The 13,275-nt window shown below is 45.4% G+C and carries 10 protein-coding genes; 4 read left to right on the top strand and 6 right to left on the bottom strand.

What is annotated here, in order from left to right; translation table 11 throughout:
* The 3 genes from H8K33_RS19350 to H8K33_RS19340 form a co-directional block, all read left to right on the top strand.
* On the top strand, positions 1 to 902 hold a 902-nt coding region (locus tag H8K33_RS19350), incomplete at its 5' end, for an RHS repeat-associated core domain-containing protein (RefSeq protein ID WP_222613504.1).
* Positions 899 to 1,363 carry a pentapeptide repeat-containing protein gene (locus H8K33_RS19345; RefSeq protein ID WP_186892711.1) on the top strand — a complete coding sequence of 155 codons (465 nt, stop codon included), beginning with the start codon at positions 899 to 901 and terminating at the stop codon, positions 1,361 to 1,363. The genes H8K33_RS19350 and H8K33_RS19345, both read left to right, overlap by 4 nt.
* Positions 1,364 to 2,209: 846 nt before the next feature.
* A complete protein-coding gene (locus tag H8K33_RS19340) occupies positions 2,210 to 5,170 on the top strand; it encodes a tetratricopeptide repeat protein (RefSeq protein WP_186892710.1) in 2,961 nt (986 codons plus the stop codon).
* A 50-nt stretch (positions 5,171 to 5,220) separates the two neighbouring features.
* On the opposite strand, the gene H8K33_RS19335 is transcribed toward H8K33_RS19340, so the two are convergent.
* From H8K33_RS19335 to hmgA, 4 genes are all read right to left on the bottom strand, one after another.
* On the bottom strand, positions 5,221 to 5,991 hold the full coding sequence (locus H8K33_RS19335) for a transporter substrate-binding domain-containing protein (protein ID WP_222613503.1): 771 nt from the start codon (positions 5,989 to 5,991) through the stop codon (positions 5,221 to 5,223).
* Positions 5,992 to 6,130: 139 nt separating this feature from the next.
* The gene (locus tag H8K33_RS19330; protein ID WP_186892708.1) at positions 6,131 to 6,961 is read right to left on the bottom strand and encodes a DUF2846 domain-containing protein; all 831 of its coding nucleotides are present in this window, start codon (positions 6,959 to 6,961) and stop codon (positions 6,131 to 6,133) included.
* A gap of 270 nt (positions 6,962 to 7,231) precedes the next feature.
* Entirely contained in the window at positions 7,232 to 8,560 is a 1,329-nt protein-coding gene (fahA, locus tag H8K33_RS19325; protein WP_186892707.1) for a fumarylacetoacetase, read from the bottom strand.
* Positions 8,561 to 8,615: 55 nt separating this feature from the next.
* On the bottom strand, positions 8,616 to 9,911 hold the full coding sequence (gene hmgA / locus H8K33_RS19320; RefSeq protein WP_186892706.1) for a homogentisate 1,2-dioxygenase: 1,296 nt from the start codon (positions 9,909 to 9,911) through the stop codon (positions 8,616 to 8,618).
* A gap of 225 nt (positions 9,912 to 10,136) precedes the next feature.
* Here hmgA and H8K33_RS19315 point away from each other — a divergent pair, with 225 nt between their 5' ends.
* On the top strand, positions 10,137 to 11,045 hold the full coding sequence (locus H8K33_RS19315) for a LysR family transcriptional regulator (RefSeq protein WP_186892705.1): 909 nt from the start codon (positions 10,137 to 10,139) through the stop codon (positions 11,043 to 11,045).
* 37 nt (positions 11,046 to 11,082) lie between these two features.
* Here H8K33_RS19315 and H8K33_RS19310 read toward each other — a convergent pair whose 3' ends face one another.
* The gene (locus H8K33_RS19310; protein ID WP_186892704.1) at positions 11,083 to 12,486 is read right to left on the bottom strand and encodes a M64 family metallopeptidase; all 1,404 of its coding nucleotides are present in this window, start codon (positions 12,484 to 12,486) and stop codon (positions 11,083 to 11,085) included.
* 143 nt (positions 12,487 to 12,629) lie between these two features.
* Positions 12,630 to 13,121, bottom strand: a complete 492-nt coding sequence (locus H8K33_RS19305; protein ID WP_186892703.1) for an Hsp20 family protein — start codon at positions 13,119 to 13,121, stop codon at positions 12,630 to 12,632.
* Between the last annotated feature and the right edge of the window lie 154 nt (positions 13,122 to 13,275).

The raw sequence follows: 13,275 nt of genomic DNA, 5'->3' as shown, positions 1-13,275 counted from the left end.
ACAACTTCACAGAAACCTGGAACGTCGTCATCACCGATGCCAACAATGTGAGCAGCAATGCCAATGTGATCGTCAACTTCAAAGTGACGACATCGGGAGTGGCAGTGGTGCGCTATATCCATACCGACGGTTTAGGTAGCCCGGTTGCAAAGAGTGATGCGAATGGGAATTTGATAGCCAACAGCAGAACCCGTTATGAACCGTATGGGATGACGGTAGCAGGGACGTCGATTCCGACGATAGGGTTCACTGGTCATGTCAATGATGCCGATACTGGTTTGACTTATATGCAGCAGCGGTACTATGATCCTGTCGCGGGACGGTTTCTGAGTGAAGATCCTGTGCTGACTGACAGTAATAGCGGAGCATCGTTTAACCGGTACGTCTACGCTAATAACAATCCTTATAAGTATATTGATCCTGATGGTAGACAAAGTTTAGGTAGTAATAATGCACCTGTGTATTCTCCGATGGGTGAATTGGGAAAAGGTGTGCGTGTTTGGCTTGGACAGTTGATAAAGCAAACAACTAATGTTGCAACTCTTGCTTTAACAACAGCAGGTGGTCCAGAAGCTGCCTTTGCTAAAAAGAGCATTGTCGTAACGGAAGAGTCAATCAAAGCGGTGTTGAAGGGTTCTGAGATGAAAACTCTTCAAGAATCAATTTCTTTACCGATGGTTAAAGATTATGTTGCAAAAATAGAAGCTGGAAGTGTCGCACCACCGATAAAAGTCGACGGTAAAATTATCGTTGACGGAAACCATACATATGTTGCGGGTCTTTTAACAGGGAAGCCTGCGGCGACTACTGAAGGAACAGCGGCAATGTCACAAGTGGCAAAAGCCAAACCGATTGAGGAGCTTAAAATTTCAAAAACAGATTTTCGAGACCCGCCAAAATGATTAAAATATTTTTCCAGACAGGGCATGAGATGCTTGTAGATGCCCCGAATTTAACTGCGTTAGATTTTAAGTCGAAAGATATGCATCGGGCGTTACTTGAAAAAGTGGATTTATCTTTCTCTGATTTTGAATTAGCTAATTTAAGGGCAGCATTGCTAACAAACTCAACACTTGTGAAATGTAATTTCAATAAAGCAAATTTAATTAATGCTTCTCTCGAATTAAGTTTATCAAGTTTCTCGACCTTCGTTGAATCTCGATTAATTGGTAGTCGTTTTGATGGTGCAGATCTTAAGCATTGTGATTTTTCTGGTGCAGACGTTGAGTTTGCTAGTTTTGTAGGAGCTGATTTGCGAGGTGCAAAATTTAATTGTAATAATATTGATTCGGCAAATCTAGATATGTGTTTATGGGATGAGGAAACCGAGTTTCCAATTGGTTTCAAGCTGAGAACCACATAAGAGAGAACCACATAAGGCCGTAAGGCGTAAGGAATTGGTAAGGTGCAATGGGCTTCATCTATTGCACCATTCCAGCCGTTGAGTTAGTTGGCAGATAAAGAAGAAGTTAAGCGTATCAAACCGCTTGTCACGCGCCTTGCGAGCCGTGCAGAATAGTTGATCAGGCGCACGGAGCAAGGCGTGCGCCAAGCTAGCGCTAATCGTTCTCGGTGTTCGCGGCTTCGACGATCAGCAAAGCTTAGTCAGATGAAACAAAGTTCGCTCCTTTGTCGTTCACCACCGCACTGCGTCGGCAGTCAGAAAAGAGCCACGCAAGGTCAAAGTCAAAGGCACAGCCGTTGCGGGGGAAATCGCTACGCGATGTTCACATAACACCCGCTATGCGAAATTGCCCAGTCGTTACACTTGGTGGTGCAATCACGCATAACGGGCTTTATGTCTTACGCCCCTCCACGTCGCCAAGCTACATGTGTGCGCTTCGATGCGCAAGGTATTAGTCAGCCCTACAGGTTCCGCGCCAAGACCGTAAGGGGTAAGGAATTGGTAAGGTGCAATGGGCTTTATCTACTGCACCATTCCAGCCATTGAACTACTCGGCAAATAAAGAAGAAGCTAAGCATATCAAGATCGTAAGATGCAAGGAATTTGTAAGGTGAAGGAATCCATGTATGCAAAGTAGTCTGTTTGTGCAGATGATTTGAAAGGTACTCGTTATCGTAGGTAGATTCGTTTGACTCGGCATGTTCATGTGAACGTATAATCAGAGTTCGATAACAATTCAATAGCAGTTGAATATTTCTGAACTTAGCTTGACCAACTGCCACCTAGCAACTACTTGGCTTTTAAATGAATATTGTCCGCGATTTCAAATCTATTTTTCAGCAGCATCAAGTCGGTCAATTGCAGGACGCGTTAGCGGGGTATTTGCAACTGCTTGAAACAGAACCTCAGCATGTCGATGCTCTAGTGTCTTTAGCAACTTTGTATCTGCAACTCGGTAAACTCAGTGACAGCGCGCAGTATTTTGAACGCTCCTTGGTGCTACAGCCGCGCAAACTGTTGGCCTTGCACAATTATGCACTTTGTTTAAAACAACAAAAATTGTACGAGCGCGCATTGGCTCAGTTTGATTTAGCTATTGCTGTTAATCCGCAATATGAACTTGCGTACAAGAACAAGTTCGCTTTATTAGCGAGCCTCGGGCGGCATGTTGAATGTGTTGCGGGCTTGCAGCAAGCGTTGCGGTATGTACCGCATTCGACAGATTTGAACCTATTATTAGCGGCAAGTTTGCGAGCGGATAAACAAGATGTGCAAGCATTGGCAGTGGTTGAACATCTGTTAGATGTCAATCCAAGATTGGCGGCGGCACACAACACACGTGGAAACATCTTGCTCGATTTGGGACGTGCACAAGATGCGGTTGCCGCCTATACGCAGGCGATTCAATTGCAGACCGATTATGCAAACGCTGAAGGGAATCTGGCGATTGCCTATTTGTCTCTGGCAGAATATGACAAAGCTTTGGCAGGATTTGATCGGGCTTTACAGCTTGATCCGCGTTTACCTGGAATGCGAAATAATCGTGCTAACGCGCTGCAAAATTTGCATCGCTTTGATGAAGCGATGTGCGCCTATGATGACATCTTGCGGCACGACCCACGTGATCATATCGCGGCAGCGAATAAGGGGATGCTGTGTTTGTTAATGGGGCAGTTTGCGGAAGGCTGGTCTTTGTATGAGGCGCGCTGGAAAAATGTGGCGATGTCGATTCATAGTGAATTGCTAGCTTATCCCATCTGGAATGGGCAAGACTCATTACAAGGCAAAACGATCATCATGCATCCTGAGCAGGGATATGGTGACACGATACAATTTTGTCGCTATGCGCGAGTGCTAGCGCAACAGGCAGAGAAAGTGTATCTGGTGGTGAATGAACCGCTGCTTCGTTTGGTGTCAAACAGTGCTGCGCATTGGCCAGAAGCTCAACAAATTGAAGTCATCAGTACTGGTGCAAGCATTCCTGCTTTTCATTATCAATTGCCCTTACTCAGCGCACCCAGAGTTCTCGACACGGATCTGAATAGTATTCCTGATTTTGGCACGTATCTGTATGCTGACGCCCAAGATTTGGCACATTGGAAACAGGTGTTGGGAGCAAAAAATAAAAGAAGAATTGGTCTGGTTTGGTCAGGCTCAGAAAAGCACAGTAACGACAAAAATCGTAGTTTGCTGTTGCGTGAATTGGTGCATATTCTTGACGCTGAACTATCTACTGAGTTCGAATTTCATTCGTTGCAAAAAGAAATTAAACAGGGCGATTTGACATATCTGTCGGTGCTACCTGTGCATGACCATGCGCAGAACTTACACAATTTTAGTGATACCGCTGCTTTAATCATGCAGATGGATTTAGTGATTAGTGTGGATACTTCAGTTGCCCATTTGGCCGCAGCTTTGGGCGTAGAAACTTGGATTTTATTGTCCCATGTTCCTGACTTTAGGTGGTTACTCAAACGTGATGATAGTCCATGGTATCGCAATGTGCGCTTATTCAGACAGACGCAGCCACGTGATTGGCACACCGTATTGAAGCAGGTGGCGTGTGAGTGCAAACAGCGATTCCAGAGTTCAACCACAGCAGTCACATTGCCAGCAAGTCGTATGAATTTCGCGAACGAATTACTGCAACAAGGTGAATGGCAAGCTGCAGAGAACATCTATCGACAAGAGTTCGCCATCCACGGTGGCAATGCCCGGCTTCATAATAACTGGGGTGTCGCATTACAAAAACTGCGTCGCTTCGAGGAAGCGCTTGATTCCTTTTCGTTGGCTATGCAGTTAGATCCTGACTATGTCAGTCCGCATTTGAATAAAGCAATTTGCTTGCTTAGCTTAGGGCGTTTTGAGGAAGGTTGGCGTCTGTATGAATGGCGCTGGAAGAACGTGCAATGGGATAGTTCGCGCCGAATATTCTCACAGCCCTTATGGCTGGGGAAAGAGAGTCTTGCAGGTAAAAAAATTCTGATCTATGCCGAACAAGGTTTGGGTGATACCTTGCAATTTTGCCGCTTATTAGAACTGCTGCAACAGCGTGGTGCGGAAGTTGTGTTTGAGGTGCCGGTTGCGTTGCTTGCATTGTTACGTTGTTTACCTGTCACTGTTTGTGCGATAGGGTCCGCGCCTGTTGATTTTGATTTTCAGTCACCGCTGTTGAGTTTGCCGTTAGCGTTAACAATCGGACCTGAAGTTTTTCCTCAGCATATTCCTTATTTGTCTGTTGAGTCGAGTTTACAAAAAGCTTGGCAAGAAAAAATTTCGACGCATTCTATCGGCGACAAAAATCCATCCAGAAAGAAAATCGGTGTGGTTTGGGCGGGTTCCTCGCAACACAATAATGACGCACAGCGTAGTTTGCCATTTTCTATGGCTAGTAAATTATTGCAAGCCGATGCAGATTTTTATATCTTGCAGAAAGATATAAAACGATCTGATCGTATTGGACTGGAAATGATGCAAAGATTTGGTAAGCGAATCTTTATTCTTGATACGCAATTGCATGATTTTGCAGACACCGCTGCTGTCATCAATTGCTTAGATTTGGTGATATCTGTCGATACTTCCGTCGCGCATTTAGCGGGAGCTTTGGGGAAGCCACTTTATCTGCTCTTGCCTTACGAGCCAGATTTCCGTTGGTTGCAAGAGCGTCGGGATAGTCCTTGGTATCCAACCGCGCAGTTGTTTCGTCAACAGCAAGTCGGAGATTGGCGTGTGCCATTGGAGGCAGTGATCAAGCAGATTAGCTGATGATTTTTCTCAGTCGAAATAAGTGCCGTTGAATTTGATCGGCATTTGTTTTACTTAGGTTTTCCTGCATTGCTGATATTGTTTAAACTGTTTAACTTTGACAGCGTTTGGTTAATTTTCTTCATAGTCGTAGCAGGAATGTCTTTGCTACACACGATGTAACGGTCTAAGCCCGCAGGCATACCGTCTATATCAACTTGTGTCAGTTCCATCAATTGTTCTTCTTTACTACTTAGGTAGTTCCAATCTTCTCGGTCAATGAGCATCATGGATGCACGATTGGCATTGACCATTCTTGCCATGATCATCGGTGCTGCGCTGCTGCGGATGATTTTATTCTGGCTGGTCAAGAATAATTGATCCAACTTTTCACCGTAAGAGACGCCATCGACGATTGCTAAACTAAGTTGTGGATCTGCGAGCAGAGCTTGCAAATTTTTATGTTTGTTGACACTTGCTAGTGCCGCATTGGCGACCAAAAGGATATGTGGAGGATCTTTGTAAAGACTCGTGCTAAATTGAACAAGCGCCTCTCTTTCCGGAATTTTGTACCAGCCAAACGAGCAGTAATTGGGTGTTTTATTGCTGAAGTTTTGCCAGATACGTTTAGCCGGTTCTTCTACAAATCGTGTTGGGATTTGGCTATCCTTAAAAACACGCTTACTGAGTTCCAATAAGATACCTTGTTCTTTCCCATTTTCTATATATTGATGAGGCGGCTTTTCACGCCACGCGACGGTGATTGTTTGCGCATGCAAATAATCTGAACCCAGATTCCCGATGAGGCAAAGCGCAAGTAGGAGTGTGGATTTGATCGACATTTGAATTGGCATTTAATGTAGGGGCGTCGTCTTGCGAATCAAATGGTAGTTAAGGTTTAACTAGGAGAAATCAAGAGAAAAAAGCGTGCAATCGCTTGCACGCTTTCAAATGAATGAGCTTGATCGATGTGATGTCGTCTTAAGGTGTGAAAATACTGCATTGACGAAGTTCACAACGGGCTTTGATTTCACGTCCATCACTACATTCAACGCGATACACTTCAACAGGGCCTTTTTTATACAGAAGCCCAGCACCTTGTTTGGACTCGCAACTATTTTGCTTAGCAATGCGTTCAACGGTCGCGGATGACGTACCAATTTCAAAAGGGACTTTTTCGATTTTGACCGGATAGCTTGATGCTTCCGCTTGTTTGGCTGGTGTTGTTGTGGCACTTGTATCGACGCTTGGATTCACCGGCTTAGTTTGTGTGTTGGTAGTCGTGTTTGAGCTCGAATTTGTACCTGCACCTGCATTTACATTTGCGCTCGGACTTGTATTGCTGATGTTGGCGCTACTATTTCCATCCATTTCGAGTAATTGTGATTCTCTGACGCCAGCTTTTCCTTGCGCTTCATCGACCAATTGCAATTTGGAGCGTGCTAACAAGAATCCCATTTTGACTTCTTGCCAGATGAAATAATTTTTACCAGCTTCAGCCATTACCTCTAAGCTCGTATCATTTTCCGCTTTTGATACGATGTTATGTTTGCCAGGCGCGACGTCGACCGCGAAGTAAGATTTCGGTCCCGTCTTACCAATTTCTTTACCGTTCAACTCAACCGCCATACGAAGTGCTGCCCCCATAAACTCATTGCGATAAATATAGAGTTTGGCTTGATTCGGATTTGTGACAAATGTTTTTGCTTTCGCATCTGCACTTGTGCTTGCGGTTTTTACTGATGCACATCCGGACAGAATGGCTGCACTGGAAATAGCAATAATAGTAAATAGTTTATGTAAACGCACCATGGTTTTCCTGTTAAGTAATTACTCTAACGAATTGGCAAATATTGAATTCTTAGAGTCAGCAGCTATTTAAGCAAATTCTTGCCATGAAGAGAAGGGAAAAGTGCTGTAATCATGATGAAACATGCACAAATGGTGGTTTTATGTGAATGTCATTTGGCTTGTTGCTATCGTTTGCCTCCTTGCGTAAATGGAGAATACAAAAAAGCGCGCAAATTTCTGCGCGCTTTTTGCTAAGTCATGGCCTTCATCTTATTTAGGCCAACTTGCTATTTAGGCCAACTTACGGGCCGGCAATAAGCGGCCTTCGACTTCACCAAAACCGATACGTGGTGCACCATCTTTTTGTGCCCAACCACGCATGATGATGCTGTCGCCATCTTCGATAAAAATACGTTGTTCACCATTGCTAAACACAATCGGTTTTTTACCACCTTCAGTTAATTCTAATAGCGAACCTGCCTCTTCTGCAGCGGGGCCAGATTGCGTACCAGAACCAAGGAAATCGCCAGCGCGCAGGTTACAACCATTGACCGTATGATGCGTGACCATTTGCGATACGGTCCAATAGGAATGACTAAAATTCGACAAAGATAAGCGTTGTGCAGGTGTGCCGTCTTGACGCATTTTTTCGGTTTGTAATAAGACTTCGAGTTGAATATCGAAGGCGCCAGTGCTACGCAGATCCGCATTATCCAAATACGGCAATGGTTGTGGATCAGCCGCATCGCGCGTCCAGCCTTTGCGATACGGCGCTAAAGCTTCTAAGCTCACAACCCATGGTGAAATAGTTGAAGCAAAATTCTTCGCTAAGAATGGGCCTAGCGGTTGATATTCCCAACCCTGCACATCGCGTGCCGACCAATCATTCAACAAGCACATCCCGAACACATGTTGTTCTGCATGATCGATATCAATCACTTCACCCAAGTCATTACCTTGACCGATAAAGACGCCAACTTCGCATTCATAATCCATACGCTTGGCGGGGCCAAATGAAGGGGTGGTCGCATTCGGCGGCATGGTTTGGCCAATTGGGCGACGGAATTGCTGGCCTGATACCCCAATTGAAGACGAGCGACCGTGATAGCCTATCGGTACCCACTTATAGTTAGGCAGTAATGGATTATCTGGACGGAATAACTTACCGACTGAAGTGGCGTGATGTACCGAGGTATAAAAATCGGTGTAGTCACCAATCTGTGCAGGTAAAGCATATTCCGCATCAGCTTGCGCCACCAGTGTACCGACCAATTGTTTTTGCGCGACCGCGTTTTCACGCAGCGCTTTGGATAAGGCTAAACGTACTTGCGAGGACGTGTTATTTCCCAAATCCATCAAGGCATTCAGGTTAGTTGCGGTTAAAGCATGGGCTAAAGCGGCATTACTGATATCGGCGAAAACCCCAGCATGCAAGGCAATGCTCAGATCCAAAATCTGATCGCCAATCGCCACGCCTATGCGAAATTGTTCATTACTACCTGCACGACGAAATACACCAAACGGTAAATTTTGAATCGGAAAATCGGTGTTGCCATCGTTGGCAGAAACAACCCAGCTACGCAGTGCTGGATTGTGAGTTTCATTTAGTTGAACGCTCATAGGTGATTTGCTTTCTTTAGACTTGAATTGGGTGTGTCGTTATTCCGCTTGAATATTAAGCTTGATTAGGATTGAAGTTTTTCTTAATCCCTTGCCAGCATTGGAAATAATCTGGCTGTAACTGCGGCGAGTTCATCGCGGCGCGGGTTGGCTTGATGATGGTACAGGTTTCTATCATGAAGGCCATGGTGTTATCAACTTTTTGCGGTGTGCTGGTGTCGATGTTACTGGCTTTTTCGAAGGTCGGTGCATCAGGGCCGTGACCGCTCATACAGTTATGCAAACTGGCACCACCAGGGCGGAAGCCGCCAGATTTTGCATCGTACTGACCGTGTATCAAGCCCATAAACTCACTCGCAATATTGCGGTGGAACCAAGGTGGGCGAAAGGTGTTTTCGGCAGCTAACCAGCGTGGTGGAAAAATCACGAAATCGATCGTATCCACACCGGGGGTATTGCTCGGCGATTGTAATACCAAAAAGATCGACGGGTCTGGATGATCATAACTGATCGATCCTATGGTGTTGAAATGTCGCAAATCATATTTGTAGGGTGCCATATTGCCATGCCAAGCCACCACATCAAGTGGTGAATGACCTATTTTTGCGCTCCACAAATTGCCACTGAATTTCGCGACCAATTCGAAGTCACCTTCACGATCTTCATACCACGCAGTTGGAGTTAAAAAATCACGTGGATTCGCCAAACCATTGGAGCCGATCACGCCCAAATCTGGCAGCTTCAACATCACACCAAAGTTTTCACAGACATAGCCACGCGCTTCGCTATCGGGAAGTGTGACTTGAAAGCGCACACCACGTGGAATCACCGCGATTTCTTGCGGCTCGATATCGACTAAACCCATCTCTGTTTTAAGATGCAATCGCCCTTGCTGAGGAATGATCAACAGCTCGGCATCTGCATTGTAGAAAAACTTATCGGTCATATCGCGATTGGCTGCATATAAATGAATTGCACAGCCCGTTTGCGAATCGGCTGAGCCATTGCCCGCCATCGTTAACCAGCCTTCGACAAAATCCGTTGGCGTGCTGGGCGGCGGTTGTGGATCCCAACGCAATTGATTCGGCGTACTCGGTACTTGCGCGAAATCATTTGTTATATTGCCGTTATCGATTTGCACGAAAGGCTGATGCATAGCGGCTGGGCGAATCCGATAAGTCCAAGAGCGGCGATTCGAATGACGTGGTGCGGTAAAGGCTGTGCCAGAGATTTGCTCCGCATACAAGCCGTACGCGCATTTTTGCGGCGAATTTTGATTGGCAGGCAAAGCACCGGCTAAGGCCTCTGTTGCAAATTCATTGGCGAAACCACTCATGTAGTTTGTTGTCATGATTTTATCCAAATAGAGAAATAGGACCTACGCAAAACAGACGCTAGTGTCGTTGTTGTTGCCTCGCCGTACAATTGTACTGTCTTCGGCGACACGCCTAGCTAGCGCAATTTTGCGTAAAACCTTGAAAAACACGAGAATCCGCTAATGTAGTGCAATCCCCCCTTTTTTGCGATATAAATACTAAAATGTAGAGCATTCACAAAATCAATAATGGGGTGAAGTTTGATCGAAGCCAAAGACATCGATCTGAATCTTCTGGTTGTGTTTCAGGAAGTATTTCAGGAGCGCCAGATTTCCAGCGTCGCACGTAAGTTGAATTTATCTCAACCCGCAGTCAGCAATGCCCTGGCACGCCTGCGCAAAACATTTAATGACGAATTATTTGTCCGCACTTCGCTAGGCATGCAGCCAACACCATTGGCGCAACAATTGGCCGATCCGGTCGCAGCGGCTTTGGCCAACATTACCAAAGCCTTAAACCAGCATGATGCTTTTGATGTGCCAAGTAGCCAGCGCCATTTCACGATTGCCATGACGGACGTGGGGGAAATGTATTTTATGCCCGTGTTGGTGGAACAGTGTCGCTTACATGCTCCGCAGTTGAAAATTTCTACCGTGCGCGCAAGCAGCGTTGATTTAATGGCGGAGATGGAAACTGGTCGTATCGATTTGGCGTTGGGCGCCTTTGACGAGGTATCGGGTGCGCTCTATCACCGTCGCTTATTTCAACAGGATTACGTTTGTATGTATCGCCAACACCATCCCTTGATGAAGGCAGGCATGTCGAGCCGTGATTTTCTCAATGTCGAGCATCTGATCGTTTCGACTCAAGAAAGTCCCTACGATAAAATTAATCAAAGCTTAGAGAAAGCAGGCATTAAGGCAAACGCAAGTTTTACGGTGCCGCATTTTTCTGCCGTGCCCTACATTGTCAGTACCACCAATTTGGTAGTGATCGTACCGCAGAAGCTAGCTCTCAGCGCCGCAACCCCATTTCGCCTCGCCTATAGTAAACCGCCGATTAAATTGCCCACTTTACAGACAAATATTTTCTGGCATCGTCGTTTTGCACAGGATGAGGGCAATCAATGGTTGCGTGGATTGTTGGTGGAATGCTTTGCTGATACGTGAGAATTAGTTAGTTTTTGACGTATTCTGGTTGTAGGCGTTACTTTGAGTACAAATCAATAATCGCAGAAATTCCGTCCTGACAAACCCGGCAGAACTGTTCGCTACGATCAAACATAAGGCATTGCATTTGTGAGCGGTAGTAGCCTTTTGCTTCGTAGTTCGCGCCTTCAAATGCACCTATGGTTCGGAAGTTGGGATCTTTGCTAAACAGCAGGCTAGATTCGTGCAGATCTTTTTTGAATAAAGCACTCATTTCTGATTCTGGACGATTATTTTTTCTGAGATCTGCGCGCACTTTTTGGAACTGACGTGCCGCTTCTTCATAAGACTGTTTTGGCCATGCGCTTGGTAATGCTGTGTCTGCTTTAACATGCTGTTGCCACTTTAATTGGGCCTTATCTTTTAAGGCGGTGACATTCGGTTCCCATGGTTCTGTTTGAATGTCGTTTCCCGTCTGATAGGCAACTGGTGAGGTGTAATACTCATCAGCTAAACCTGCAAAGTGATGACCAAATTCATGCACGAATAAATAGTTTGCCCAATCGTTTCCAGCCGCGGCGGTAGAAAATTGACCAAAAATACCACCGCCACCATAGGTGTCGTTATTCACCAGAATTTCGATAAACTCGTACGCAGAATGCTGCGCGATTTCACGTAAGGCGCGGTTGTCTAATGTGAGTACATAACGTTCACTTCCAAAGATGTCATAACTTGCTCCGGTGCTAGAGGCTTGATATTTGCCAGTTGAAGGACGAGATATGCCTGATTCTTTGGTCGCTACAGCTAAAGCCCACACATTGAAATCTTTTGCGCGTTCCTTGAATGGAGAAACTGAAAATAAGAAATCGCTGAGTCGTTTTGCGTCTGTCTTAAATTTCGTCATTTCCTTTTGGGTGTAGCCGTCGCCAATAATGAGCAAGTCAACTTTTTCAGAAGAGGCGCCATTGATCTGAATGGGAATGGGTTTGCGCACAGAACCGGCTTGTTTTCTCACGACATCTTGCGCATCGGTGTCGATGTCGACACTCCATACGGTTTGGAATTGATTTTGTGTATCGCGTTTTAGAATTTTGATGTTGACTGGTTTAGTTGGTTTCGGAAAACGGATAGATTCCTGAAAGCCTCGTTCAAGTTTGCTTGCCTCAGCAGTGCTTTGCCATTCAGCAAAAATTGTCGAGAAACCGCGCGAATAAAGTAAGTTGCCAGTTGCTTTATCTCGGACTTCGAATAAGTTCACACCGCGATTCGTGTGATCGATATTTTTGTTGAGATTGCCAGGCCAAGGCAGCGGTTCGATGAGTACGCGGTCTAAAGCAAAGTGTTCGGTTTTAGCGTTCCCGCTGTGGTGATAATCTACACGAACGGTGGCGACTTGTTGTGCATGGCTGATATTGGCAATCCATAGCAAACCAATACCGATTATCGTGATCAAACTGCGCATAATTTCTCCGTGAAGGTTTTGAATAAAATTCATAAAATCTTAACAGATGAATGTGCCGCGGCCTTACTCAAGAATGTAAAAAAGGCGTGACTGTTGCCAGACACGCCAGGAGGGGATGTCAACGAATGTCGAGCTTTTGAAGCTTATGCTGCCTGCAACTGATCAGGTGAGTTGAGGTTATTGATGCTGTTAGCATTGTTAACATTGCGCAATGGCTCGCCATCGATCAAGATACGACGAGGTTTATAAGCCTCTGGGATTTCGCGTTGCAATTCGATATTGAGTAAACCATTATCCAAGCGAGCACCAACTACTTTGACGTGATCCGCCAAACGGAAACTGTGCTCGAAATCACGAGAGGCAATACCACGATGCAAGTAGGTGCCTTGTGTCTCTGGCTTGGTTTTTCGACCGACAACCTTCAGTACATCACGCTCTGTTTCGATTTCGATTTCGCTACGGTCAAAGCCGGCGATGGCCATGCTGATTCGATATTGATCTTCATTGACCAATTCAATGTTATACGGTGGATAGCTTGGTGTCGCCTCCGCTCGTTGTGCCTCGTTAAAGAGGTGCGCTAAACGATCAAAACCGATTGCGGAACGATAGAGTGGAGAGAAGTCAAAATTACGCATGATATATATCCTTATAAGTTGAAGCGATATGAGTTAATTTAATTTGCAGACCTCACTTGAGCATCTGCTGATACCGATATGTAGATGGCAAAAAGGCTTTTCAAGAGAAAATAATTTAAATTTTTGAGGCACTTGAAAGCACTAAATCTGGCCC

This window comes from Affinundibacterium amnicola, from assembly GCF_014284275.1.
Lineage (GTDB): Bacteria > Pseudomonadota > Gammaproteobacteria > Burkholderiales > Burkholderiaceae_D > Undibacterium > Undibacterium amnicola.
The sequence above is the reverse complement of the archived record's forward strand: the minus strand, read 5'-3'. Positions and strand labels throughout refer to the sequence as shown.